The following is a 24,686-nucleotide window of genomic DNA, read 5'->3' as shown; positions in this document are numbered from 1 at the left end:
CCGGTCCGGGCGAAGTGTCCGGGCATCGCCGGGTAGGGGTGGTCCGGGATGTCAGGCCGGGACGGTCTCGGTAACGAGCGGTGTCCCGGTCGCCTGCCGCACCTGCTCCACGCTCACCCCGGGCGCGGTTTCGCGCAGGATCGCCTGTCCGCCGGTGATATCGAGGACCGCGAGATCGGTGATCACGCGGTGGACGACGGCTTGACCGGTGAGCGGCAGCGTGCAGGTGTCGACGATCTTGGGGGAGCCGTCGCGAGTGGTGTGTTCCATCAACACGATCACTCGACGGGCGCCGTGGACGAGGTCCATCGCGCCACCCATACCCTTGACCATCGCGCCGGGCACCATCCAGTTGGCCAGGTCGCCGGTTCGCGAGACCTGCATACCGCCCAGGACTGCGGTGTCGATATGACCGCCGCGGATCATGCCGAACGACAGCGCGGAGTCGAAGAACGCGGCACCGGGTTCGACGGTGACGGTTTCCTTTCCGGCGTTGATGAGGTCGGCATCGACCGCGTCCTCGGTGGGGTAGGGGCCGGTGCCGAGGATGCCGTTCTCGCTGTGCAGGACGACTTTCACGCCAGCGGGCAGGTGGTTGGGGATCAGGGTGGGCAGGCCGATGCCGAGATTGACGTATTCGCCGGGGAGGAGTTCGCGGGCCGCGCGGGCGGCCATTTCGGTGCGTGTCCAGCTCATCGGGTGGCCTCCTGCCGTACGGTGCGCTTCTCGATTCGTTTGTTCTGCGGTCCGGTGTGCACGATCCGCTGGACGAACACCCCCGGCAGGTGCACATGCGCCGGGTCCAGTTCGCCGGGGGCGACGAGTTCCTCGACCTGGGCGATGGTGACCCGGCCGGCCATCGCGGCCAGTGGGTTGAAGTTCAGGGCCGTTTTCTCGAACACCAGGTTGCCGTCGGTATCGCCGACGGCGGCGTGGACGAGGGCGTAATCGGCGACAATGCTCTCCTCGAGCACGTAGCGGCGGCCGCCGAACACCCGCACCTCTTTCGGTGGTGAGGCGACCGCGACCGACCCGTCCGGCGCGTACCGCCACGGCAGCCCACCCTCGCTGATCGGTGTCCCGACCCCCGCCGGTGTGTAGAAGGCGGGGATCCCCGCGCCCCCGGCGCGCAGTCGTTCGGCGAGTGTGCCCTGGGGCTGCAGTTCGACTTCGAGTTCGCCGCCGAGGTACTGGCGGGCGAACTCTTTGTTCTCACCCACGTAGGAGGCGGTCACCCGGGCGATACGGCCGGCGGACAGCAGGATTCCCAGCCCGTAGTCGTCGACCCCGCAGTTGTTGGAGAACACCTCGAAGCCGGTGGCCTCGCTCTCGGCGATGGCCGCGATCAAGGCGTCCGGGACGCCGCACAACCCGAATCCGCCGACCGCCAGAGTCGCCCCCGAACAGATATCGGCGACGGCAGCGGCGGCGGTGTCCACCACTTTCGATTCCATTCCCTGCTTGCCTCTCGTCTCACATTGTCCACTCAGCAAACGTTCATGCGGTGGTTGCTCCACAAGAAACATTTACTCGCTTGACCTGGCAAGGTATTGATGGCCGCGCAGCGGCAATTGCTCATCGAGTGGACACTGTGCCGAGTAGCGTCCACTCAGTGAACGTAGGATGCGGGTATGAGCGCAGAGTCGAACCCGTCGGTCCTCGGTCGTGCGGCTGCCTTGCTGCGCGCCGTTGCCGCGGAAGGTGAGCAGGGAGTGACGACCAGCGATCTGGCGCGCCGGACCGGTCTGGCGCGGCCCACGACCCATCGACTGCTTGTTGCACTGGCCGAGGAAGGTTTCCTCGACCGTGACGCCGGATCGGGGCGATGGCTCCTCGGCCCGGAACTGTTCCTCATGGGCTCACTGGCTGCCGAGCGCTACGACATCGGCGACGCGGCCCGGCCAGTGCTGCGCGAACTTGCCCGGGAGACGGGCGAGAGCGCATTCCTCTCTGCCCGCCGCGGTGACGAGACGGTATGTCTGGCCGGTGAGGAAGGCAGTTTCCCGCTCCGTTCCCATGTGCTGTACCCCGGTATCCGGTTTCCCCTCGGTGTCGCCTCGGCAGGGCTGGTGATCCTGGCACACCTGCCCGATCGAGATATCGCCGACTATCTCAACCGTACCGACCTGAGTACCGACTGGGGACGAACACACGCGCGCCGAGAGCTCACCCAACGCATCACCGCCACAAGGGAGTCCGGTTGGTGTGTGAATCCGGGGCTGCTCGTCGAGGGTAGCTGGGGCATGGCGGCAGCGGTCTTCGACCAGCGCGAAGAACCCCGATGGGCACTCAGTCTCACCGGCGTCGAGAGCAGGTTCCGCGCAAACCGCCGCGGCGAGCTGGGCGGTCTACTACTCCGCCATGCGCACAGCCTCTCCCAGGAGCTACGCCGTCGCCCCGCCGGACCGCGTACCTTGTATCCGGCCGCGCCGTGACCAGCGCCATCGTGCGATGCGGATTCTGCAGCGACTGCTGCTTCGTCAATGAGCGGGCACCGATACGCACACCATCGTGGTGTCCTCGAGCGCCTCGACGACCCCGGACGTCTGCTCCGGAACGTGCACGAACTCACCCGCACGAACCGTCACGGCGTCGCTTTCCCGACCCACCCGTAGCGCTCCGCTGAGCACCACCCAGACCTCCGCGTAGTCGGCCGGCAGATCGGCCCGCGCGCCCGCACGGAACAACGCCGTGTAGGCGCTCATCGACCTGCCGGCCTCTTTGTCGAGACCGGGCGCGATGCGGATCCGGTCGCCGAAGGGGACGGCGTCGTCACCGATCGCCGAGCTGAACTTGCGAGCCCGCGAAGGCGTGACAGCCATGGTGAACCCTTTCTTGCTGCGTATGGTCAGGGTAGTCGAGGCGATGACATCGAGTTATGGGTCATACCGTCGGCGACGCAGGTCGAGTGGATGGTGTTGACGCGGATCCATTCGGGCGCGAGGTAGCCCGCGAGCCTTGCATCAGTGCGACCACGCCGCGCTTTGCCGCGCGGTAGTGAGCCGTGGCCCGGCCGGCGGACAGTTGCGCGTGGGTGTGATGACGCCGGCCATTGCTGTCGGCGTCGCGACGCCGAGGTGAAATGGCGAGAAGGACTCGTGTGCGTCCGCATGTGCATTTGAGTTTGCGTTACCATCGAAATTAGGGTTACCTACCCTAATTGTCGAGGAGGTAGGTGCGGTGGAGTCGATCAAGGCCGGGATCTGGGAGCGATCACAGGGCCGTCGGTTGTTATCGCTCGAGTTGTTCGTCGCGCGGATCGAGCCCTTGACCCCGGGATACACTCGCGTCGTCCTCGAGGGGACAGATCTGGACGAATATCGCGACCCGCACCCGGCCGACGCGTTCAAACTCATGCTGCCGGAACGGAATTCCGCGGTGGCAATACCGATGCGCCGCGAATCCGGGCTTCCGGAACGGCCCGCCGATACCGCGCAGCCGGTGCTCCGTGCCTTTACCGTCCGCGCATTCGACCCGGTGGCACGCCGATTGACCATGGATGTGGCTCGGCACGACCACGGCGTGGGAATCGACTGGCTCGCAGCCGCGCGCCCCGGTGACTCGGTATGGCTGTCCGGAATGCGACCCGAATGGGCGGTCGGTGCAGGAATCCGCGACCATGTGCTGATCGGTGACGGCACCGCACTCCCGGCCATCTCCGCCATTCTCGACGGTCTCGATCCGGGCCATGCGGTATCGGCATACATCGCCGCCCCGAACCCTGCCGATATCGAACTCGTTCCGCCGCATCCGAAATTGTCGCTACACCACCTCGCCGATATCACCCGGATCCTCGATCACACGCCCGACTCGATAGCCGGCGGCCGCCGCACCCAGGTCTGGATCGCTGCCGAGGCCGCCCAGGTTCGCGTTATCCGCGCGCATGCCGTCGATATCTGGGGCACCGACCGCGCCGACCTCCTGGCCCGGGCGTACTGGAAACGCGGCATCACCAGCAGTGAGAACCATTCCGTGAATCTGATCGCCTATCGGCATGCCGTCGCCGGCGGCGCCGATATCGGCGACCCGGAGCTGGCGGAGTCAATCGACCTGCGTTGAAGCCGGACATGACCTCCGCCGAATCCCCCGTCCGGCGCCGGCGAAGGAAAGGGGACAGCGGCCGTATCCGGAGGGTATGCCCGGGAAACCGCTCGACGCCGGTGGACCGCGAGTGTTGAATCAGCGAATGGGCTTGGCGCGTAAAGGGACGCGGATCATCGACGTCGACGGTATGCGGTATCGATGGGCCGTCGCGGCCGGGGACGAACCCGAAATGGCCATTGTCGCCGAAATCGCGGACGGGCAGGGACAGCGCATGGCCACCATAGTCGGTCAGGGCACGGTGATTGCTCCTCGTCTGGTTGCCCAGGTGATCCGGGCTGCACTCGGGCGAGGCTGGATTCCGCATCGGCGCGGTACCCAGGTGACCTACTGGTCTCGCTCGTAACGGCCACCGACACGTATTCGGCAGGTTCGGTTCGCCGGCGCTGCTGCTCACATAATCTACCCGCAGACACCGAGGTCTGGGCTGGGACCGCGGACGGGCAGAGTGAGCAGATCGGTGGGTTCGCCGATAATCCGGCGCCCGGATTCGACACCGGTGGGAAACGGTTGGATCGACCGCTGCGAGAGACGGTCGAGCGGATTTTCTACGACCGGCCGCCGACGGACAATTCGCCCCGATAACAAGCTCATCGGCCTGCTCCCATCAGCAGTCATTCGACGGAAGCAGCCCCTCGGCTCCATTGCGCTCCTGCTTCAGGCGCGCACCGAATGCGCAAATCGGGTTCGGAGGCCGATCATCGGCGGACGATCGACTGTTTGTTGTCGGCGACTACGCCCAGACCGTATCCGGCGGCCCATCCGATCTGCCGGCCGATCCGGGTGAGTAGTTGCCGAGTCAGGCCGGGGTCGGCGGCAGCACCCCAACGGTTCCGGGGCAGGGTGCTCCGGCCGGCGACAGCGACAACTGGAACCGGATACGAGCGGCTGGCCACCGCCGTGGGCTTCCTGACCGAGCCCGGCGACGGGCGGGCGGCACTCGACGACAACCGCCGTGCCATCGACGACGCGGCGACACTGGGCACGCGAGAATTGGTGATGGTGGTGGGCGGTATGCCCGACCGCGACCTCGCGTCCGCCCGGGCAAGGGTGGGCGAGCGGCTCGAACTGCTCGTCCCGTACGCCGCCGAACGCGGTGTCTGCCTCGCTCTCGAGCCACTGCACCCCATGTTCTGTGCCGACCGAGCCGTGATTTCCACACTGGCACAGGCATTGTCGATGGCGCGGCTGCATCCGGCAGAGACCGTAGGCGTCGTGGTCGACACCTTCCATATCTGGTGGGACCCGGCTCTCGAAGAACAGATCGCGCAGGCCGGTGCCGCCGGACGGATCAGCTCCTACCAGGTATGTGACTGGCTGAACCCGATGACCGCCGACCCGCTGCTGTCGCGCGGAATGATGGGCGACGGTGTCATCGACTTTGCGACTATCGGCGGGTGGGTTCGCACCGCCGGTTACCGAGGTGATGTCGAGGTCGAAATCTTCAATGCCGATATCTGGGCCGGGGACGGTCGGGCAGTGATCGAGACGATGAAGCAGCGCTACCGAGACTTGGTCCTACCCGCCCTCGTGGACTGAACGGACCGGCCGGTGGGTCGGTGATGTCCTGAGGCGTGGAACCGTGGATTCGAATAGGCGGGACTGTCCCAACGAGCATCAGAATTCCGAAATATCGCATATATCGGACACCGGCCCGATTTCGGCGCTGTCCAACGTTGCCTGCGCAGCAAATCGTCTGAAACGGAGGTTTTTGGACACCAAGTATCTCTTGAATGTGAAACGGTCTCGCCCTGTGGTCGAATCGGGCGCGACACCGCTGGTGAGAAGTGAAATCCAGTCCGTTGGATAGGTGAAATATGTTCTCAGAAATGGAGATGCGCGAATTCGTGTTGCTAGCATCTGCGCCGTGAATCAACAAACTATCCGCAAATCCCTGTTGCGTGTCATCCCTGCCATAGGCGTATTCGGCATGGTTTTTCCGGCCACCGCCGGTGCCGATCCCGGCGCACTGCAGCCACCGGTCGTAGAGTTCCACGCGGAAAACGGGGGAAGTGTCTACGGGATGATCGAGAACCCCAACGATCACGGGGTGTGCTGGGCAGAGAACGCGGATACCGGCGCGGTTTTCACGGTCGGTCCGATGTTCCACAACTTCCCGGTGGAAGAGTCGGTTGCCGGCCCGGGGGCAGTAATGGTCCGGTCACTGGACAACGATAAGAGCGGGCCCGTACGTGTCGTCGGCCGGTGCGCCGACCATCTGCCGCCCGCCGCGGACGACCCGGCGGCCTCGGCCAGCGAAGTGGTCACGGTGGAAACGGTAGTCACCGGCATCCCGTTGACGGGCAGCAGCGGCGGGTAGCTTCGGGGTCGAGGGGTTTCGAGGTGGGCGTCAAACCCTGGGGCGCCCACCTCGAACCGCGTCCACACCCTGAAATTCCCGTGCGCTGTCCAGATATACGTCGCTTACACGGACGCCCCGCTACTACGTTCGAACCCTGGGCTCACGACTACCGGCCGGTCTTCGAGGCACGGGGCTGGACCTGACCACGAACCACGGCTCGGGTGCGGCATCTGCCCGGCGATATCGCAGCGGCATTCAGCACCCGACACTCATCAGGTCTGCGGTGCCCTGGCGATCCCGGCGGCTGGTCTCGACTCCCGGCGTTCGAGGTCGTGAGGTGTTCGGTGCGGGCGGGGCAACCGGTCAGTAGTCGTAGTCGGGGCGTGGATGGCGGGAGGCCCCGAGGCGGCGCAGGTGAATCCGGCGGGTCAGCCGTATGAGGGGACGGACCAGGAACTGCACCGATCCCACCAGGAACAGCCATGTGGCCGGAATATGGGTTGATTCGGAAAAGAACAGGACACTGCCGAGCGTGAACCATACCGCGATCAGCACGTCGTTGACGATGGAGGCGGTCTCGTAGCGGTCGTCGATGACGAGGACCTCGTCACCCACCGTCACCCGCACCGGCCGGTCGCTACCCTCGATATCGTCTCGCGAAGCCATCCGCCCAGCGTAGGCAACCGCCTCGAGAACGTTGCCTCTCTGGTGGCCGGGAAGTAGGGCAGTGGTTTCGCCCTGGGCCGGACGCGAACCACGGGCAACGGTGCGGTCGGCTGCGGGGATCGCCTCGATGAGGACGAGCCCGGTCGATCACCGAAGGCGTTCGCCGGCGATGAAACGCAGGTTTTCCACGAGGGCCATCGCCGACGGGCTCAGCGTTCGCCCGGCGGCCAGGGTGAGCCCGACGCTGTGGCCGATGGGGCCCAGCGCGACCGGCAGTGCGGCGATTCGGGCGTCGCTGCGGCCGATGAGGTTCGGCAACACTGCGATCATATCGGTGTCCAGCAGCAACTGCCGGACGGTGAGGAACGAGGTCGCCTCGACACGATTGACCGGCAACGCCATTCCGGCGCGGGCGAACGCTTCCTCGAGTTCCCGCCGCAGTGCGGTTTCTGTGCCGGGCAGAATCCACGGGTACTGCTCGAGATCTCGCAGCGCCAGGTCGGTCCGGTCGGTGAGTGGGTGGTGCGCACCGGCGAACACCTCGATCTGCTCCTCGTAGAGCGGGGTGCGGAGCGTGCTCGCCGTCGTCGGCGAGGTCAGGCGACCCACGATCACATCGATGCGGCCCGCCTCGAGTTCGACCAGCAGTGATTCCGGCGACCCCTCGCGGACCGCGACCGTGAGCAGTGGATGCGCCTGTTTCAGCCGGGCGATCGCTTGGGGGAGTAGCACATTCGATCCGGCGAGATGAGTGCCGACGATGACGGTTCCCCGGTCGGCCGCGGCGAGTTCGACGACGTGGCGGCTCGCCTGGTTCAGCTGCGCGAGCACCGCGCGGGCGTGTTCGGTGAACGCCGCACCGAAGATCGTCGGGGTGATTCCGCGCGGCCCGCGTTCATAGAGTTCGACGCCGAGAATCGTCTCGATATCGCGCAGGCTGCGAGTGGCGACGGGCTGGGTGATGTGCAGCTCGGCGGCGGCGCCGATAACACTGCCTTGCCGGGTGAGGGCTTCGATCAGGACCAGATGCCGGACCTTCAAGCGACCATCGAGTAATCGTGGTTGATCCACATCGGGCTCCCGGGGGGCGGTCGTATGGCGATTCCGCGGAGAGGGCTAGGAACGGATAGTCATGGTACGCGACGTCGCGGTATAGCAATCGAGGCATGTCTACGGCGAGTATTCACATTTGCCTTGCATGGAGAGCCAGATCACGCTCAGTGCGTACACGTGAAACGTTCAGCAGTGAATTCGATGCACACGATCCGATACGCACGCCAAGCCGCGACAGCGGCCGACTGATCCGCAGGATTCTCGCGACGACGAACGGTTCACGGGAATCCGACCGGAGACCCGAGATTTGATAGGCGGCTTCCATGACCGACCACACGACCCGAGACCGAGGTGCCACCCCCGGGGCCGCTGCGCGCGGCCGCGTCGCCAGAGCGACGCTGGCCGGCACCACCCTCGAGTGGTACGACTTCTTCTTGTACGGCACGGCGGCCGCACTCATCTTCAACAAACAGTTCTTCCCCGATCTGAGTCCCACGGCCGGCACCCTCGCCGCGTTCAGCACGTTTGCGGTGGGATTCATCGCCCGGCCGCTCGGCGGTCTGGTATTCGGGCACTTCGGTGACCGTATCGGACGTAAGGCGACGCTGGTCGTCTCGCTCGTGATGATGGGTATCGGATCGACGCTGATCGGTCTCGTCCCCAACTACGACGCGATCGGCGTCTGGGCGCCTGTTCTCCTGGTGGTCCTGCGTGTTGTCCAGGGCATCGGACTGGGCGGTGAGGGAGCCGGCGCGACCCTGATGTCGATGGAGCATGCCCCCGCGGGGAAGAAGAACCTGTATGCGGGGTTCCCTCAGATGGGCACCCCCGCGGGACTCGTGCTCGCGAACGGCATCTTCCTGCTCGTCGGCAATGTCCTACCGGATAGTGCGTTCCAAGCCTGGGGTTGGCGAATCCCGTTCCTGCTCAGCTTCGTTCTGGTCGCGATCGGGCTGGCCATCCGCCTGCGCATCACCGAATCGCCGTCCTTCAGCGGGGTCGTCCGGAACCATGGGGTCGCGAAACTGCCGATCCGCGAGGCCCTCGATGTCGGTTTCGTTCGCCTGGCACTGACACTGGCCGCGGTGGTCGCCAACTCTGCGGTGGCCTATGTGTTCATGGTGTTCGCGCTGTCCTACGGAACGCAAGAACTCGGCTACGACAAGCAGTTCCTGATCCTGGGTGTGATGGTGGCTGCTGCCCTGTGGTTCGCGTCGATTCCGGTGTGGACCATGGTGGCCGACAAATTCGGGCGGCGCACCATGTTCATCGGCGGTTCGGCCGCGATCCTGATCTGGTGTGTGGCGTTCTTCCCGATGCTCGACACCGCGAACGCGGCCGTGGCGACGATCGCGTTCGTCGGCATGGGACTGATCATCCCCATAACCCACTGTGTTCAGGGCAGCATTATCGCCGACACCTTCCCCGTCCGGGTGCGGTACTCGGGATCGTCGCTGATCCTGCAGAGCGGCGCCATCCTGGGCGGCGGCCTGGCGCCGATGATCGCCACGGCGCTGCTCGACGCCACCGAATCGTCTGCGGGGGTCACGTGGTACCTCGCCGTCATATGCGCGATCAGTCTGTGCGGAGCCATCGCACTGTTTCGGGTGGTGCCCGATTCGTCGCGTGGACTACAGCACGACGAGTCGCCGACGGCAGGCGGTGCGGAGCCGGCCGCAGCCCTCGGCGAGGAGTCTGCCGCAGCAAGGCTCTGACGCGATGACGAAGCCCGGCCCCCGCTACGGGGCCGGGCTCAGTGGTGTTTGCGGCCGATGGTCCCCGCTAGCTCTCGGTTGCCGCGATGAGTTCGAGCAGCGCGCCGGTCAGTTCCGAATCGGGGTGCGCCAGGTCGAGAAAGACGTCGTAGTGGTTGCGGTCGGGGACAGTGAGCAGTCGGCTCGACGACCGCGCCGACCAGACGTCGTGGAAGTGTCGGCTCTGTTCGAGAAAACCGGCGCCGTCGTTCTCGGCGATTGCGATCACCGACACCGGGTCCGCCGCGCCACCCGTGCGCAGCGGGGCGAGCGCCGGGCTCAGCGCGGCGGCCCGGCCGAGGTCCAGGTGCAGCCAGTCGGCGGTGAAATCGACCAGCGGACGCAGATCGAACAGGCCGCTGATCGGCATCGCGGCACGGACCACATCGGCCGGTAGGCCGAACTCTGCCTGCCAGCCCGGCATCATCGTCGTACCGGTCAGATGCCCGCCCGCAGAGCTGCCCCCGACGACGATCCGGTTCGGGTCCAGTCCGTATTTCCTGCCGTGCCGGAATACCCAGGCGACGGCCGCCCGCACCTGCCTGACCATCTCTTCGAGTGGCGTGGCGGGCGCCAGGCCGTAGTCGACGGTGACAGTGGCGACGCCTGCGTCATCGAGCACCCGTGCCATGAATGCGGTGTCGTGGCGAGAGAGCATCCGCCAGTAGCCGCCGTGAACGGCGAGGAAAACCGGCCGGGGCTCGGTGCCCACCCCCCAAATGTCCAGCTGCTGGCCGCTGGCCTCGTCATAGGTGATGCCCTCGTGCCCGGACAGTCCACGCACGGCCTCGTCCGAGCGCACGCGGTAGTCGGCGATCACCCTGTCGAAAACCTCGGGGGCGACGGTGTTGCGAACGTTGTAGTCGGCATCGATTCGTGGGTCGGACACGTGGTGTTCCTTCGGGGAGTTCGGTGGCAATGGGCCGGCGGATATCGCACAGCACGATGCGGGGGATGTATTCGGGTATACAGCACGCCGCCGTCCCGAGAAATACCCCCGACACCATGACCATTCGGGCATAGGTCGCGTCCGTATTTGCATTTCCCCGGCATGACGATCTCGATCACAGTGGAGGTATGACCGCACAGCCGCAAGAGTGGATCCGGAACTTCGTCGACGGTGCGTTCGTCGACCCCGATCCGAACCGGGCATTCGCCGCTGTCGATCCCGCCACCGGTGCCACCTTCGCGCAGGTCCACGAGGCAGACCGCGGCCTCGTCGACCGCGCTGTCGCCTCGGCCCGCGCCGCCCTCGCCGCCGGCTGGGCCGACCGGCCGGTCCGCGAGCGCGCCGACCTGTTGCGGCGCGCGGCGGATCGTATCGAGGAGCGTTTCGACGAGTTCGTCGCCGCCGAGATCGCCGACACCGGCAAGCCGATCACCCAGGCGCGCGAACTCGATATCGCCCGGGCGCCCGCCAATTTCCGGACCTTCGCCGATGTCGTCTCCGCCGCCGGGCAGGAGTCGTTCCTCACCGAGATGGGCGGCGGCCGCCGGGCCCTCAACTACGCGATTCGCAAGCCGCTGGGAGTCGTCGCCGTCATCGTGCCGTGGAACCTCCCCCTACTGCTGCTCACCTGGAAGGTCGCGCCGGCCCTCGCCTGCGGCAACGCCGTTGTCGTCAAACCCAGCGAGGACACCCCCTCCACGGCGACCCTGCTCGCGGAGGTACTGACCGAGGTCGGATTCCCGCGCGGCGTCTACAACGTCGTACACGGGTTCGGTGCCGACTCCGCCGGCGCTTACCTCACCGAGCACCCGCACATCGACGGCGTCACATTCACCGGGTCGTCGGCGACCGGCTCACACGTGATGAAGACGGTGGCACCCCGGGTGCGCCCGGTGTCGTTCGAACTGGGCGGAAAGAACGCGGCCGTCGTTTTCGACGATGTCTGCCTGGACGAGGCGATCGACGGCCTGAGCCGGTCCATCTTCACCAACACTGGGCAGGTGTGCCTGTGCACCGAGCGGGTCTACGTCCAGCGCGCTGTCTTCGGCGATATCGTGGCGGGCCTCGTCGAACGCGCCGGGCGGCTCCGCCTGGGCCGGCCCACCGACACAGCAACCACCACCGGTCCGCTGATCTCCCACAAGCACCGGCAGAAAGTGCAGTCCTACCTGGAGCTCGCCGAGGCAGAGGGCGCCGAGATCTGCACCGGCGGCGGCATTCCGGCGATGGGGGCCGATCTCGACGGCGGCTCGTGGATCGAGCCCACGCTGTGGACGGGCCTGACCAACCGTGACCGCGTGGTGCGCGAGGAGATCTTCGGCCCCGTCGCCACGCTCATCCCGTTCGACACCGAGGCCGAGGCCGTTGCGCTCGCCAACGACACCGACTACGGGCTGGCTGCCGCAGTGTGGACCAACGATCTGCGCCGCGGGCACCGCGTCGCACAAGCCATGAACGTCGGCATGTCGTGGGTCAACACCTGGTTCCTCCGCGACCTTCGGTCCCCGTTCGGTGGCGTCGGGCTCTCGGGCATCGGGCGCGAAGGCGGCGAGTCGTCGCTGCACTTCTACACCGAGCCGACCAACGTGTGCGTACAGCTGTGACGGCGCCGGAACATCCACGAAATACCTGGAGCAAGAAATGACGAACTCCACGACAGCGAGCCCTGACGACATCGAGGCGCTGGCGCGCCGGCTCGACGACGCGCAGAGGTCGACGACCGACACCCCCAGCCTCGAAGAAGACGCATCGCTTGGCGTCGACCTCGACGTCGACACCGCATACCTGGTGCAAGAGGCGCTCGTCGGGTTGCGGACCATGCGCGGTGAGACCGTCGTCGGCGTGAAACTGGGCTTCACCAGCAAGGCGAAAATGGCGCAGATGGGAGTGTCCGACGTGATCGTCGGGCGCATCACCGATGCGATGCAGGTGGCCGACGGCGGCGAAACCGATCTGCGGGGCTACATCCATCCGAAGGTGGAACCCGAGGTGGCCTACCGGATCGGACGCGACATCACCTTGGCCGACCTCGACGACCCGGACACCGATATCGTGGCCTGTGTCGACGCGATCGCGCCCGCCCTCGAGATCATCGACTCGCGCTACCGCGACTTCCGATTCACCTACGCCGACGTCGTCGCCGACAACACCTCGGCCTCCGGCTTCGCCGTGGGCACATGGCGCCCCATGCGCGAGGCCGCCGACCGTGCGGTGCGACTGCGCGTCGGCGATGAGCAGACCACCGGAACGACGGCGGCCATCCTCGGCGACCCGGAAGCAGCACTCCACGCGCTGCTCGATATGTGCCGCCGCCGGCGGATCCCGCTACACGCCGGATACGTGGTGCTCGCCGGCGCGGCCACCGCGGCGATGCCGCTGACCGAAGCGACCGTCGAGTGCGAGATCGCCGGGATCGGCACCGTGCGCCTGACCGGTGTCCGACGATGACGACAGGACGATGAGGGAGAACGTACCGTGACAACCAACGCCGATACATCCGCCGGCAGCCGACCGGGTCAGGGATCCGATTCCGGCAGCGCAGTCCTCGCGGGCCACGCCGTGCCCCGCGGACGATTCCCGCATGTCAAGGTCGTCGGGGACCTCATCTTCGTCTCCGGTACCAGCTCGCGCCGACCCGACAACTCGTTCGCCGGCGTCCAGGTCGACGAGATGGGGACCACCGACCTCGACATCCGCGCACAGACGCGTGCTGTCATCGAGAATATCCGCGGGATTCTCCGCGAGGTCGGCGCAGGACTCGAAGACGTCGCGCAGATCACGACCTACCTGGTGTCGATGAACGATTTCGGTGGTTACAACGAGGCGTACAGCGAGTACTTCGACGAATCCGGGCCGACCCGGACAACAGTGGCTGTGCACCAGCTGCCGCACCCGCACCTGTTGATCGAGATCCAGGCGATCGCGCATCGGCCCACGGCCACCTGAGCCGATTTCGGAACGGAACCACTGCACCACCCCCCACAAGCGATTTGGAGTAGACGCCATGACCCATATCCCGGAGGTCATCAATTTCCACGGTTGGATCGCCGAGCACGAGCACCTGCTGCGACCACCGGTCAACAACAGGACCATGGCGCTCGGCGAGGACTTCATCGTCCAGATCGTCGGCGGGCCGAACGAGCGCACCGACTACCACCGAGAACCGTACGAGGAGTGGTTCTTCCAGATCAAGGGCGATATCCACGTCAACATCATGACGGACGAGGGGCCGCGCAGAATCGACATCCGCGAAGGGGAATCCTGGCTGCTACCCGGCAATGTGCCGCATTCTCCGCAGCGCCCCGACCCGGATTCGATCGGCCTCGTGATCGAACGGGTCCGTCAGGAGGGCACCCTCGAGAAGTTCCAGTGGTACTGCCTCGAGTGTGACGCACTGGTCCACGAGATCGAGCTGCAGGTGCGCAGCATCGTCGACGACCTTCCGCCCGTCTTCACGCAGTTCTACGCGGACGAGGCGGCGCACAAATGCCCGAGCTGCGGTGCAATCCACCCCGGGAAAGGCTGAAGTGAACAACATCATCGACGTCCACACCCACTATGTCCCCCGAGGGTGGCCGGATATCAGCGCAGAGGCCGGCGCCGACGCACCGTGGCTGCGGATCGAATCCGAGCACGACGCCATGATCATGATGGGCACCAGGGAGTTCCGGCGGATCCAGTCGGACTGCTGGGATGCCGCGGTGCGCGTGCAGGATATGGACACAGACGGGGTGCGCACTCAGGTCGTCTCGCCGACACCGGCCTTCTTCAATTACGGCCGCACCGGGGAACAGGCGGCGAAGATCGCCCGCATCTTCAACGACCTCGCCCTCGAGATCACCGCACCCGCGGGCGACCGGATGATCCCGTTCTGTCAGGTGCCACTGCAGGACACCGACCTGGCCTGCGCCGAACTCGACCGCTGTCTGGAGAACGGGCATCGGGGCGTGGAGATCGGAAACCACGTGGGTGACCGGGACCTCGACGACGAGGGCATCGTAACGTTCCTACAGCACTGCGCGGACCGCGACGTCCCCGTCTTCGTGCACCCGTGGGACATGCCCAGCTCCCCGCGTCTGGAGCGCTGGATGTCGCGCTGGCTCACCTCGATGCCGGCGGAGACCCACCTGTCGATCCTGTCGCTGATCCTCGGCGGCGTCTTCGACCGCGTCGACGAACGCCTGAAGATCGCCTTCGCCCACGGCGGCGGCTCGTACGCATTCTGGCTCGGCCGCACGGAGAACGCCTGGCACGGCCGCAACGACATCATCGGAACCTCCGAGTTCCCGCCGTCCCACTACCTGGGGCGGTTCTACGTGGATTCCGTCGTGTTCGACGAGCGTGCCCTGCGGGTGCTGGTCGACACTGTCGGCGCCGAACGCGTCATGGTCGGCAGCGACTACCCGTACCCGCTGGGCGAGCGGCCCGTTGGTGAGGTGGTGCGCAAGAGCGATTTCCTCGGTGACGCCACTCGCGACCTGATCACCCACCGCAACGCGGAAAGATTCCTGGGACTCTGATCCGGCACTCACGACACGCTCGAGAGTGTCCTGTCACTCACGTCACGGAATAGCTTCCCATCCGTCCCAAGGCCGCTGACCGCGGCGGCCACGCAGGGAATCCACGCGCAGCTGCGCCTGGGCGAGCCGCGAAGATTCCCGCGCGGCAGCCTGCGCAGCCATGCAGGTCATCCGCATTTCGCGGATGTCCCGCAGCAGCGCGAACCCCGACCAGTTCGTGACGTCGTAGCCGTATGCGGCTACGAATTCGGTGTACTGCTGCGCGTCGATCCATCCGAATGAGCTGTGCTTGATGGCAGTCGAGGTCAGATCCCATTCGGGCGGGCCGATGGATGTGCGCTCCAAGTCGAGGAACAGGGTCGTGCCGTCGTCGGCGGTGACGACGTTCCCTTCCCATGCATCTCCGTGGATAGGTCCCCACTGCCGTCCGGCTATGCGGTGCGACCATGCGTTGCGGAGGTCGTCGAGGTGCTGATGGAGCCATTGGCGGTCTTCGGCCGGCAGGATGATCGCCGCATCGATCCGTTGCTCGAGCCGAACGAACGGGTCGATTGAGGACAAGAATCGGGGCGGGTGGAGCGCATGGAGTCTGCGCAGGGCCGTCGCGATTTCGGTGGCGCTGCCGCCGCGGTGCGGTGGTAGCTCTTTCCAGAAGGTGACGGGCCGGTCGCGGACCATGACGAAGGTTGCCAGGATATCGGCCGGTTCGACGGCGGGCACGTCGGCGCGACGAAGCCAATCGGCGATCAGCAGCTCGCGTTCCGCAGCGGCACGCTGCCCGGGCTTCGCGATCCGGACGACGAGGCGGGACTGCGGAAGCCGGTAGATGGCGTTCTCCGAAACCTTGATCGGTACAACGTCGAGGTCCGTCAGCCCGGCTGCGGTGCAGGCTTCGCGTGCTATGGCGCCCAGGGTCTCCTCACTCACCCGCTGGCTGCCTGTGCGAGGTCGACACCTGCGCGGCGTGCGTAGGTGTGCAGTTGGTGGACGTCTTCGGCGGCGCGCATCGATTTGAGGCCGGTCGCGCGTCCGACGGCGACGGTGCCGATCTCGGTGGCTTCGTCAGGGTCGCCGGTCGACATTGTCAGGGAGGCGAGTTTGATCATCGAGATCGTGCGGGATCGCTCGGCGTGGGAGGTGTGGCCGGTGACCGCGGTTTCCAGTCGCGTCCGGGCCTCGGTGCGGAATTTTCCGTTGATCGCGATGTCGAACAGTGCGTGCCCGGTGTCCCCGGCGTGCTGGGCGGCGTCGTAGTAGGCCATCCAGCCGGGATCTTCGGCAGGTTCGGCGTGGCTGAACTGTTCGTCTGCGTGTCCGACAGCGGTGGTGACCGCGTCGACATCGCTGAGCTTGCCGTATGCGCGGGCTTGGGTGGTGAACAGCATGGCGCGTTCGGTAGCGGTCAACCGGTCCGAGTGCAGGAATGCTCTGGTGGCGAGACGTAGTCCTTCCTTCGGCTTGCCGGTCCAGATGGCCTGTCGCGCCATCGAGGACAGGATCTTGGCGCGCAGCTGCCAGGCGTCGGCTTCTTCTGCACATTCGAGGGCCAGGCCGAACATGTCGGCAGCGTCCTTGTGAGCGCAGGCGTCGAATGCCATGAAACCTGCTGTGTGGCTCAGATATCCCACAGCGGCGTACAGATCGCTGCGCTTTCCCGGCGAGCACCCGGCGTGCAGATAGGACACAGCCATGCGAAGCTGGGCCGCGACGACCTCACGGACCAGGGCGCCGCCGTACCGGGCATCCCAGCTCGCAAAAAGATCGGAGGCGGCACGGAGCTGTTCGATTTCGGTGGCGCCGACGCGCGTAGGGATTGCAGTGGATCGGGTGTCGTTGAGGAGTTGCGAAAGGCCGTGAGGCGAGACGGCTGCTGTGGCCGTGACGGCCGCCGCGGCCCGCAGGAATTCGTTGCGGTTCACTTCGTCGAGCGTAGACGCGGGGGGCACCTTGAACCACAGCAGTTCGGCGGGGATACGGAGTATCTGCGCCCACCGGATGAGTTTGGTCAAGTACTCAGGCGCGGCGCCCGTCTCGATGCGACTGAGCTGAGCTTGGGTGAGGTCGAGCCAGTGGGCCACCTTCTTCTGCGATATCGGCTGCGAACCGTGAATCGGATGCGTGCGATATGCGTAGATGACCCGGCCCATATGCCAACTTGACAGCGCCGCCAGCATATGTTCGCTCCACCAGAACTGCGCCGGCATCTCGGCGGGTGCGTCCATGGTGGTTTGGGTGCACAGTCCGCACCACTGGCCCGGGTTGTACCGGCTGAGCAGGCCACCACAGTGAACGCAGTACTGCTCCTCGATTCGCATCATCCCACTCCGCTGATGTCACAACGCCTTTCCGTTTCCGCTGACGTTATCACCGTGGGATGCAGTCGATATGCGTCTCGCGCATAGGCCGAATACACACGGCTGTTAGTCGATATCCCGCCCGGTGGGTGATCGTCGTCGAGTCCGGAAATCGAATCTGGAAAGGGGCGATATGGGGTTATCAATCGTGGTGCCCATTCTCGGGCCACCCGCTGCAGGAAAGTCCACGCTCGCACTTGCACTCGGTGCCGATCCATCACGGCGGGTCTTCCGGCTGCGTGAGCAGGTCCCGGTCGATGTCCTCGTGGCGACAACGTCGGCGGCCGACCGGCTCGGGTGGGTCGACGACAGTGTCGTCGACCCGGCTGTCCGCAGCTACCTCGAGGAAGCAGCCGAGAACGGGGACGTCGACGCCGTCCTGATGGACAACTTCCCTGGCACGGGCGACCAGACCCAGCTGCTGATCGACGCGGTCGTCGATATCGCTCCCGGGTGCGTTCTGGAACCCGTCGAGTTGCTACTCGACGACAGGACTCGAAGGCGCCGTGCCAAGCGGCGGCGTGTCTGCCACAGCTGCGAGAAGGACCCGATCTCCGACCCACGCATGCCGGCCGAAGCGACCACGCCGCACTCGTGGACCTGTGCCAGATGCGGGAGTCTTCTGCATCCCCGTCGAGGGGATGCGCCCTCGCTGTTCGCAGCGCGGAGTCGTCGGCACCAGGACAGCACCGACGCGATACGCACAACTTTCACCAACGCGGGATATCCCGTCTCCACCCTCAACGCCAACCAGCCGCCGTCCGAGATGGCCCGGCTGGTCGGCGCAATGCTGAACCACAGGAGCCACACAGCATGACCACCGTTCCCCTGACCCTCTCCGCCCCCTCTGCGCCACGCGACAGCTACGGCCACGCGCGCATGCCCCGGAACTGGAATGCCACCCAACCCCATCACGTCGACCGCGTACCCTACGGCCGCTACCGCAACGTCTACCTCTATATCACCGAGGCTTGCCAGCTGCGGTGCGAACACTGCTACATGGGCGAACGGCTCGAGCGCGCCCTGAAGATGACACCCCAGCAGATCGTCGACACCCTCACAGTGTGGCGCAAGCTCGGCGGCGACAAACTGACCATCCTCGGTGGCGAACCGACCTTGCACCCGTTCTATGTCGAGTCCATCAAGGTCGCAAGCAAAATCGGCTACGGGCACGTCATCACCACCACCAATGCCCAGCAGGCAGCCCGCAAGAAGTTCACCGAACTAGAACCGTCGGACTTCGCCTACGTGCAGGTCAGCCTTGACGGTGGAAGCGCGGCCACCCACGACGCAGTCCGTGGCTCGGGGACCTTCGATATCGCAATGGAAACCACCGCCGAGCTGTGCGACCGAGGCTTCGACACTCGAATCATCTGCACTGTCAACAAAGCCAACGAGGCTGACGTTCTCAACCTGCTCACCATCGCCGACGAGATCGGTGCGTCGCTGGTGAAGTACCACGTGTTCAGCACCATCGGCACCGGCCATGGCAACGAGGACATGGCCATGACCCCGCCGGAATGGGTGAATTTCTGCAACCGCCTGGAAGGGGTCGCACCCGAGCACGAGACCCGGGTCTGGTTTCAGCCCACCTACGCCCGCCGCGACCAGATGGATCGCTACGCGGGCGAGGGATACCAGGGATGCATCGGCCGCACACTGGATCGAATCAGCGTCTTCCCCGACGGCCGCGCCTACGTCTGCTCATACCTGTTCGACACCGACTCGTATTTCGCGCGGATGGAAGGCAACCACGTCCGGCTCAACCGGGAGACCGAGAGCAACGAGTTCGACCTGTTCAGCCTGCCGCTGATCGACGACGCCTGCGGTGGATGCAAGTCCACGGGCTGCTTCGGTGGCTGCCCGGCCGAGCAGATCGTGATGGGCGCCAGCTCCTGCTCCGAGTACCCCGACATCGTCCCCGTCTGCCGGCTCTGGAAGTCCAGCGCCAAACCCGAATAGGAGAACCCGCTCATGCTCACCTTCGAGACCCTGATCGACCCCCTCCGCGGCCTGGACTGGGACGACGTGGAAGCCGTCGACTCGGCAACACGGAAGAGCTTCGCCCATATCACCGGCAGCAGGTATCTGCTTCGGCGCGGACTGTCGGCCATTCGCGAGGACGCGCGGCTGATGGCTCTGTGCGAGCACTACGACATCCTCGACAAGCTCGTCCTGTTCGACGACCCAGAGACCGGTATTCGGATCCGGTTGCATGTTTTCGGCCCCGGGTACCACGACCGTCCGCACAACCACCGCTGGACATACTCCAGCCACATCCTGCGGGGCGAGTACCGGCATCGGATCTACCAGCCGGTGGATCTGCACGCCGAACTCAACCCGATAACCCTCGACCCGATGCTCGTCCGTCTAGAGCAACCCGAGACCAGCTATACCTTGCACCACAGTGCGATCCATGCGGTCGTCGCCGAGCCCGGGACCGCATCGGTCGTGGTACGCGGTCCGGCCCAAACGGATCGGTTCCTTGTGATGGACAACAAGACCGAGAAAGCGTGGTGGCAATACGGCGCCGCCAAGGAAACTCCCGAGGACACGCTCCGCAAGCGAATGCCCGGCGAGCGATTCGAGGAACTGGTCACCTCGCTCACCGACTGGAACGTCATCTGAGCCGAGCGAGGAACACCACCGCGGGGTGCCGTCGAGAAAGGCGATGGACACCCCGCGGCGGTCTCCTACCAGCCGAAAGTAGAGAACTGCCGCCGGTCCGCGACGTGGCGCAGCGCCTCTCGGCAGTAAGGGATCATCCGCTCAGGGAGCGTATCGAGAGCGAACCAGACGAGGTCATCGCATTTATCCGGCTCGATATTCGCTGGCTCGCCCTCCCACCGCTCGACCTGAAAGAAGAACGCCACCCGCCCTCCGGAGGAGGAATTGTGCATGACGTGGGCGAAGCCGACGGCCCCCGGGTTGATCGTTACCCCGATCTCCTCCTTCGCCTCCCGCACCAGCGCAGCCACCACAGACTCGCCGGCTTCCAAGTGCCCCGACGGTAAGTGATAGGCGCCGTCCTCATAGCCGGTGTTCGCCCGCCGCCCGAAGAGCACACGCCCTTGACCGTCGGTGAGCAATAGGTGGACGTCACCGATCACCTTGTGTCGTCGCTCGCCGGCAACCGTCATTCTCGACCCCAATCTCTCATGCGCACACCTGAGTCGAGCGCGCGTTAAACAACCTAATCCGCACTCACCGCAGGTATATGCGCTCGGCGCATATCGCCCGGACCGGCCAACATTTTTGGAGAGTCGATGCAAGAACTACCCCGCCGGCTCGAAGAGGACCGGTACCACTACCCGCCGCCGCGGATACAGATCGAACGCATATCAGTGGAGAACCTGCAGCGCACGGCCAAGGCGATGCGTGAAGCTTGGCCGGAGCTGGGCGATAACACCAGCTGAGGGCCGGGCCACTGTTGGGTGAGACTGGCTACGGTTATCAGCGAATTGGCCCGTGAGGCTCAGAGGAGCCCACATCGAGTGGACTCCCCTCGGACTCAGCCCGGCTAGAACGTGCTGCCACCCCCTCCAGACGGGCGCATTCATCCGGAGCCAGTGCGCCTTGGGCGAGGACGTTCGAGAACGTTAGCCGATAACTACTACGAACCTACCGGAATTCGTGCACCACTTCGATGCGGCCCACGATGTGGCGGTTGAACTCCTCGAGTTCCTCAGCGGGCACCCACAGTTCGAGGATCGTTTGCCCGCCGGCCTGGCGGACGGGATACCTGGCCGCGAAATCAGCGTCGATCTCGAACCGGGTCACGTAGCCGACGCCCGATGCCGCAACATTCCAATCTCGTGCGATACGTATCGCGTAGTCCTCGTTCAACACCGGATAGAAAATCGGCTGCTCGGGCAGCCGCGGCGGCCACGCCGTGCATCCCGACGCCTCGACCAGCGCCAACTCCTCGGGCCCAGTGGGCCGCCACAGGGTCAGTGTCTCACGTTCATCCATCGCCATTTCCTCGGTCGCTCAGTCCGGGGGAATCATGCCCGGTGTGACCCGCGGACAGCCAATCTTTATTCGGGCGGGATTATCCGCCAAACCTTCTCGGCAGACGTCAGGACTCAGCAGAGGCCAAAACGTAAAGACCTACACCTGGGCCTCGACGTTCCGAAAGCGGCTCGTGTGCCAGAGGGCGGCATTCCGTGTGGCGGTGGAACTGCCAGGAGTTGAAGCTGCGACCGCTTGACCCCCAGGTCGGCCCGGGCGATGAATTAGCTGGTCACGGACGGTTTTTGATGGTGTGCGGTAAGTCAATGACGTGGGTTTTGTTTGCCGGCGTCTCTATCGTGTGGTCCCGTTCTGGTCCCGCTACCGACCTGGGAGAACGGGACCGTCGCCCTAATGCATGGGGATCCTGCGTGGCGCTGGAAATGTAACGCCGAGCGTGGCTGGTCCGATCGGGAAAGAAACTGGAAGTCGCACGGCTACAGAACTTCCACTGGTCGGCGGATCAATCAGGAGAGCATGTGAGCACAATCGAGTGGCAGTGTCCACTGGAGAGATACTGGTCTTGCACCCTTGACGTCATCGGTCAAGAGTTCCCGACAGCAGTCGCAGGCCACTCGGTTACCGTGCACTTTCCGGCCGATCTCGACACAGTGGATCGTGACCGAATGCTCCAGCGGCCCAAAGCGCTCAAGGCCCCGAGCGCTCAGGTTGACTGGGGTGTAGCAGTAGAAAGCAGGGATGCTGCCGATATCCTACGGTTTGCCCTTATCGCGGATGACGTGGCGCGTGCCGAGGGTGAATCGTTGAACTCTGAAACAGATATGTGGTTAAAAACCAGCATGGAATGGCTGGCAGTAACTACGGGTCAACCTACCGTATTTGTTGGTCACCAAAGTCCGCTATTGTACGAGAACAAGACGTTCATGTACGAGATTCCCGATGGGGCGAGTCCTAGTTTCATTCGCACCTTTAGCAAATTCAATATTCCGCGCGATCTTGAATGGGTGCGCGCCGATAAGGCGGTCATGGGATATTGCTTCGATAAGGCGGGTGCCGGAATTGATCTACCTCTTGCATGGAAGCTACTGAACGAAGCACGGGCGCTTCATAGAGTAGGCCAGTTCCGGCGTGCGGTTATCGACGCCAGTGGTGCCGTGGAGATAATCGGATACCAATTACTGGACTCGGAACTTACGCGCAGTACGCCTCCAGATATCGCCAAGCATCTGATGGAGAGCGGGAATCTAACGCTGGGTAAGCTGGTGGATTTGCTGCGCAAAACTGGGTACTCAATTGACCCGGACTTGAGTCCGAAATTGGTGGGACTAAGGAACAGTGTCCTCCATTCCAATAGGGGCACGGGCCCTCACGAACCTACGGAATCCGAAAGCAAGGGTGCCTTAGCCCTGGCGACGGCGTTTGTAAAGAAGGGATGCCCGCTTCCTGCGGATGTACCGGCCATCTACGGAAGTCGGTGTGGAAAACCTCTAAGAATTGAATAAAGCGCGATCTAAAACTTGATCCATGTACTGGTAGCCGGGGATGCCCAATGCTCGATCCAACGCCCCCGGCACCTCGGTCTTCCGTTACACGAACCCCCGCTTGTTGATCCGATCCAATATCACTGAGACATAATCGACTATGGCCTGAGTTAGCGATTTGTATCTATCCGCAGTGATCTCCACCGTGTCACCCAATCGGTAGCCCAGGTAGGAGCATTGTTCCAGAAAATGCCCGTCCGCAATACCCGCATTATGAGCCCAGAGATTCCTGATCTGGTGGGCGCTGTGAAGCTCTTTCTTTAGATTTGCGTCGATCGGTCCGCCGAGGTTGACCATGTTTAGAACGTCTTCTAGCTTCCCGATCTGCCCGCTACCAGGAGGCAGAACACGTTGATAAATCGTGGAGTAGAGCTCGTCGGAGTCTCTTGCGATCAGGCTTACCGGTAGATTTATTTTTTCGAAAGCTTTCCCATCCAAGAGCTCGGGGCGATATTTGAGTGACGCCTTAAATATGTCGCCGACGAAGCTTTCCAGAGAGCCCCATATTCCAATGAGCTGCGTGGCGTGCAAGATTGGGATTCCATCTGGAGTGAGTTCGAGCCATTCGGGGTTTTCCTCTATTTTTTGAGTGATGCTGTCAGAATATTTCCTTATGTCATTTGTGATATCTAAATACTCTTGAGGGGCTTCGGATATAAAACCGAGGGCAGTGGAAGTAGCCCATGCAAGCACTTTGGCTTCTCGCCCTAAGTTAATGGCAAAATAGGTACGGTTAAGCATGTCTGCCGAGTTGGTTATGAAGGCTATTACATTCCCCCCAATACGCATCAGATGCTGAATCTCAGCTGCACGATCGGCGTCCTCGCTACTCATGTACCTATTGTTGCACCAGTACTCGCGGCCGGACTGGAAGCAACAACGCGGAGTCGACCGTCATGGGCGTGCTGGGTGGTGGTCTGCGCATAGATGGGGCTGGCTACCCGCCTGCCCCAATAGGGCCTGCCCTTCTCGCGTAGAGGCTCCGCGGTCAAGGGTGGCGATAGCCATCAGCGGAGCTGACGCCGTAGGCGCCCTTGAGGGTGGAGGGGCGCGGGAACACGATGCAGGCCACCAGTCAGCAGGGCCACGCGGCCGGAGGTCGCGCACACCGCCTCGAGAACGGGTCGATTCACGTGTTCGGCAACTCGGTGGGACGGGACCACGGCCAGTCATCCCGGGCGTTGCCGGCCGATTCGTGCTCGGGCTGCGGGAGAGCAAGTCGGGTACGGCTCTCGTCGTGCCCACACTTTTCGGTTATCGAAAATCAACCATCTCGGGTCGGTAGCGGGTAGTGCCAGCGTGTCGCCGCCGCGCCCGGTTGGGCCGCCAGCGCAGCCAGGCCCGGCCGGTTGCGTGGCGGGGGGGGGGGGGGGGGGCCGGCCCCTTGTCTCCCCCCCCCCCCCCCCCCCCCCCCCCCCCCAGCCCCCCTCCCCCCCGCAAAGCCCCCACCCCAAACGCCCTGTTTTCCCCCCCC

The 24,686-nt window shown here is 64.6% G+C and carries 28 protein-coding genes; 16 read left to right on the top strand and 12 right to left on the bottom strand.

Going from position 1 to position 24,686, the window contains the following annotated elements; all coding sequences use genetic code 11:
- Positions 1 to 51 precede the first annotated feature (51 nt).
- On the bottom strand, positions 52 to 696 hold the full coding sequence (locus ACFWPH_RS00195) for a CoA transferase subunit B (RefSeq protein ID WP_378747202.1): 645 nt from the start codon (positions 694 to 696) through the stop codon (positions 52 to 54).
- Entirely contained in the window at positions 693 to 1,454 is a 762-nt protein-coding gene (locus ACFWPH_RS00190) for a CoA transferase subunit A (RefSeq protein WP_378747201.1), read from the bottom strand. Before ACFWPH_RS00190 ends, ACFWPH_RS00195 begins: the two co-directional genes overlap by 4 nt.
- Positions 1,455 to 1,631: 177 nt before the next feature.
- Between ACFWPH_RS00190 and ACFWPH_RS00185 the strand changes: the two genes are divergently transcribed.
- Complete coding sequence (locus ACFWPH_RS00185; protein WP_378747200.1) at positions 1,632 to 2,435, top strand: IclR family transcriptional regulator; 804 nt, start codon at positions 1,632 to 1,634, stop codon at positions 2,433 to 2,435.
- A 45-nt stretch (positions 2,436 to 2,480) separates the two neighbouring features.
- On the opposite strand, the gene ACFWPH_RS00180 is transcribed toward ACFWPH_RS00185, so the two are convergent.
- Complete coding sequence (locus tag ACFWPH_RS00180) at positions 2,481 to 2,822, bottom strand: cupin domain-containing protein (protein WP_378747199.1); 342 nt, start codon at positions 2,820 to 2,822, stop codon at positions 2,481 to 2,483.
- Positions 2,823 to 3,180: 358 nt separating this feature from the next.
- On the opposite strand from ACFWPH_RS00180, the gene ACFWPH_RS00175 reads away from it, so the two are divergent.
- Entirely contained in the window at positions 3,181 to 4,059 is an 879-nt protein-coding gene (locus ACFWPH_RS00175) for a siderophore-interacting protein (RefSeq protein ID WP_378747198.1), read from the top strand.
- Positions 4,060 to 4,135: 76 nt separating this feature from the next.
- Positions 4,136 to 4,447 (top strand): hypothetical protein, encoded by a 312-nt coding sequence (locus tag ACFWPH_RS00170; RefSeq protein ID WP_378747197.1) that lies wholly within the window; start codon positions 4,136 to 4,138, stop codon positions 4,445 to 4,447.
- A gap of 352 nt (positions 4,448 to 4,799) precedes the next feature.
- On the opposite strand, the gene ACFWPH_RS00165 is transcribed toward ACFWPH_RS00170, so the two are convergent.
- Complete coding sequence (locus ACFWPH_RS00165; protein WP_378747196.1) at positions 4,800 to 4,997, bottom strand: hypothetical protein; 198 nt, start codon at positions 4,995 to 4,997, stop codon at positions 4,800 to 4,802.
- A gap of 4 nt (positions 4,998 to 5,001) precedes the next feature.
- Here ACFWPH_RS00165 and ACFWPH_RS00160 point away from each other — a divergent pair, with 4 nt between their 5' ends.
- Complete coding sequence (locus tag ACFWPH_RS00160; RefSeq protein WP_378747195.1) at positions 5,002 to 5,640, top strand: sugar phosphate isomerase/epimerase family protein; 639 nt, start codon at positions 5,002 to 5,004, stop codon at positions 5,638 to 5,640.
- Between the two features lie 328 nt (positions 5,641 to 5,968).
- Complete coding sequence (locus ACFWPH_RS00155) at positions 5,969 to 6,421, top strand: hypothetical protein (RefSeq protein ID WP_378747194.1); 453 nt, start codon at positions 5,969 to 5,971, stop codon at positions 6,419 to 6,421.
- Between the two features lie 345 nt (positions 6,422 to 6,766).
- Here ACFWPH_RS00155 and ACFWPH_RS00150 read toward each other — a convergent pair whose 3' ends face one another.
- Together ACFWPH_RS00150 and ACFWPH_RS00145 are read right to left on the bottom strand one after the other, a co-directional pair.
- Positions 6,767 to 7,069: a YrhK family protein gene (locus ACFWPH_RS00150; protein ID WP_378747193.1), complete on the bottom strand. Its 303-nt coding sequence runs from the start codon at positions 7,067 to 7,069 to the stop codon at positions 6,767 to 6,769.
- 147 nt (positions 7,070 to 7,216) lie between these two features.
- On the bottom strand, positions 7,217 to 8,140 hold the full coding sequence (locus tag ACFWPH_RS00145; RefSeq protein WP_378747192.1) for a LysR substrate-binding domain-containing protein: 924 nt from the start codon (positions 8,138 to 8,140) through the stop codon (positions 7,217 to 7,219).
- Positions 8,141 to 8,445: 305 nt separating this feature from the next.
- Here ACFWPH_RS00145 and ACFWPH_RS00140 point away from each other — a divergent pair, with 305 nt between their 5' ends.
- Entirely contained in the window at positions 8,446 to 9,837 is a 1,392-nt protein-coding gene (locus ACFWPH_RS00140; protein WP_378747191.1) for an MFS transporter, read from the top strand.
- Positions 9,838 to 9,904: 67 nt separating this feature from the next.
- Here ACFWPH_RS00140 and ACFWPH_RS00135 read toward each other — a convergent pair whose 3' ends face one another.
- Positions 9,905 to 10,765: an alpha/beta hydrolase gene (locus ACFWPH_RS00135; RefSeq protein WP_378747190.1), complete on the bottom strand. Its 861-nt coding sequence runs from the start codon at positions 10,763 to 10,765 to the stop codon at positions 9,905 to 9,907.
- Between the two features lie 188 nt (positions 10,766 to 10,953).
- Between ACFWPH_RS00135 and ACFWPH_RS00130 the strand changes: the two genes are divergently transcribed.
- The 5 genes from ACFWPH_RS00130 to ACFWPH_RS00110 all read left to right on the top strand — a co-directional run bounded on the left by ACFWPH_RS00130 (position 10,954) and on the right by ACFWPH_RS00110 (position 15,345).
- On the top strand, positions 10,954 to 12,429 hold the full coding sequence (locus tag ACFWPH_RS00130) for a 2-hydroxymuconic semialdehyde dehydrogenase (RefSeq protein ID WP_378747189.1): 1,476 nt from the start codon (positions 10,954 to 10,956) through the stop codon (positions 12,427 to 12,429).
- Between the two features lie 37 nt (positions 12,430 to 12,466).
- Positions 12,467 to 13,273, top strand: a complete 807-nt coding sequence (locus ACFWPH_RS00125; RefSeq protein WP_378747188.1) for a 2-keto-4-pentenoate hydratase — start codon at positions 12,467 to 12,469, stop codon at positions 13,271 to 13,273.
- Positions 13,274 to 13,384: 111 nt separating this feature from the next.
- Entirely contained in the window at positions 13,385 to 13,771 is a 387-nt protein-coding gene (locus ACFWPH_RS00120; RefSeq protein ID WP_378748188.1) for a RidA family protein, read from the top strand.
- A 58-nt stretch (positions 13,772 to 13,829) separates the two neighbouring features.
- The gene (locus tag ACFWPH_RS00115; RefSeq protein WP_378747187.1) at positions 13,830 to 14,351 is read left to right on the top strand and encodes a 3-hydroxyanthranilate 3,4-dioxygenase; all 522 of its coding nucleotides are present in this window, start codon (positions 13,830 to 13,832) and stop codon (positions 14,349 to 14,351) included.
- A gap of 1 nt (position 14,352) precedes the next feature.
- On the top strand, positions 14,353 to 15,345 hold the full coding sequence (locus ACFWPH_RS00110; RefSeq protein ID WP_378747186.1) for an amidohydrolase family protein: 993 nt from the start codon (positions 14,353 to 14,355) through the stop codon (positions 15,343 to 15,345).
- Between the two features lie 42 nt (positions 15,346 to 15,387).
- On the opposite strand, the gene ACFWPH_RS00105 is transcribed toward ACFWPH_RS00110, so the two are convergent.
- Together ACFWPH_RS00105 and ACFWPH_RS00100 are read right to left on the bottom strand one after the other, a co-directional pair.
- On the bottom strand, positions 15,388 to 16,272 hold the full coding sequence (locus tag ACFWPH_RS00105; RefSeq protein ID WP_378747185.1) for a phosphotransferase family protein: 885 nt from the start codon (positions 16,270 to 16,272) through the stop codon (positions 15,388 to 15,390).
- The gene (locus ACFWPH_RS00100; RefSeq protein ID WP_378747184.1) at positions 16,269 to 17,663 is read right to left on the bottom strand and encodes a helix-turn-helix domain-containing protein; all 1,395 of its coding nucleotides are present in this window, start codon (positions 17,661 to 17,663) and stop codon (positions 16,269 to 16,271) included. Before ACFWPH_RS00100 ends, ACFWPH_RS00105 begins: the two co-directional genes overlap by 4 nt.
- Before the next feature lie 169 nt (positions 17,664 to 17,832).
- On the opposite strand from ACFWPH_RS00100, the gene ACFWPH_RS00095 reads away from it, so the two are divergent.
- Genes ACFWPH_RS00095 through ACFWPH_RS00085 form a run of 3 tightly spaced genes read left to right on the top strand, consistent with a single transcriptional unit; the run spans position 17,833 to position 20,327 of the window.
- Positions 17,833 to 18,516 carry a hypothetical protein gene (locus ACFWPH_RS00095; protein WP_378747183.1) on the top strand — a complete coding sequence of 228 codons (684 nt, stop codon included), beginning with the start codon at positions 17,833 to 17,835 and terminating at the stop codon, positions 18,514 to 18,516.
- Positions 18,513 to 19,661 (top strand): radical SAM protein, encoded by a 1,149-nt coding sequence (locus ACFWPH_RS00090; RefSeq protein WP_378747182.1) that lies wholly within the window; start codon positions 18,513 to 18,515, stop codon positions 19,659 to 19,661. Before ACFWPH_RS00095 ends, ACFWPH_RS00090 begins: the two co-directional genes overlap by 4 nt.
- Positions 19,662 to 19,673: 12 nt before the next feature.
- Positions 19,674 to 20,327, top strand: coding sequence for a hypothetical protein (locus ACFWPH_RS00085; RefSeq protein ID WP_378747181.1), 654 nt, complete (start codon positions 19,674 to 19,676; stop codon positions 20,325 to 20,327).
- 65 nt (positions 20,328 to 20,392) lie between these two features.
- Here the strand turns inward: ACFWPH_RS00085 and ACFWPH_RS00080 are convergent, their stop codons facing one another.
- Positions 20,393 to 20,839 carry an NUDIX domain-containing protein gene (locus ACFWPH_RS00080; protein WP_378747180.1) on the bottom strand — a complete coding sequence of 149 codons (447 nt, stop codon included), beginning with the start codon at positions 20,837 to 20,839 and terminating at the stop codon, positions 20,393 to 20,395.
- Positions 20,840 to 20,965: 126 nt separating this feature from the next.
- Between ACFWPH_RS00080 and ACFWPH_RS00075 the strand changes: the two genes are divergently transcribed.
- Positions 20,966 to 21,115 (top strand): hypothetical protein, encoded by a 150-nt coding sequence (locus ACFWPH_RS00075; protein WP_378747179.1) that lies wholly within the window; start codon positions 20,966 to 20,968, stop codon positions 21,113 to 21,115.
- A gap of 205 nt (positions 21,116 to 21,320) precedes the next feature.
- Here ACFWPH_RS00075 and ACFWPH_RS00070 read toward each other — a convergent pair whose 3' ends face one another.
- On the bottom strand, positions 21,321 to 21,671 hold the full coding sequence (locus ACFWPH_RS00070; protein ID WP_378747178.1) for an ADP-ribosylation/crystallin J1: 351 nt from the start codon (positions 21,669 to 21,671) through the stop codon (positions 21,321 to 21,323).
- 518 nt (positions 21,672 to 22,189) lie between these two features.
- On the opposite strand from ACFWPH_RS00070, the gene ACFWPH_RS00065 reads away from it, so the two are divergent.
- Positions 22,190 to 23,173, top strand: coding sequence for a hypothetical protein (locus ACFWPH_RS00065; RefSeq protein ID WP_378747177.1), 984 nt, complete (start codon positions 22,190 to 22,192; stop codon positions 23,171 to 23,173).
- An 84-nt stretch (positions 23,174 to 23,257) separates the two neighbouring features.
- Here ACFWPH_RS00065 and ACFWPH_RS00060 read toward each other — a convergent pair whose 3' ends face one another.
- Positions 23,258 to 24,046 carry a hypothetical protein gene (locus tag ACFWPH_RS00060; protein ID WP_378747176.1) on the bottom strand — a complete coding sequence of 263 codons (789 nt, stop codon included), beginning with the start codon at positions 24,044 to 24,046 and terminating at the stop codon, positions 23,258 to 23,260.
- Between the last annotated feature and the right edge of the window lie 640 nt (positions 24,047 to 24,686).

Source organism: Nocardia sp. NPDC058499, assembly GCF_042719915.1.
In the GTDB taxonomy this organism is placed as follows: domain Bacteria; phylum Actinomycetota; class Actinomycetes; order Mycobacteriales; family Mycobacteriaceae; genus Nocardia.
Note: the sequence above shows the minus strand (reverse complement) of the source record. Positions and strands in the feature narration are given on the sequence as shown.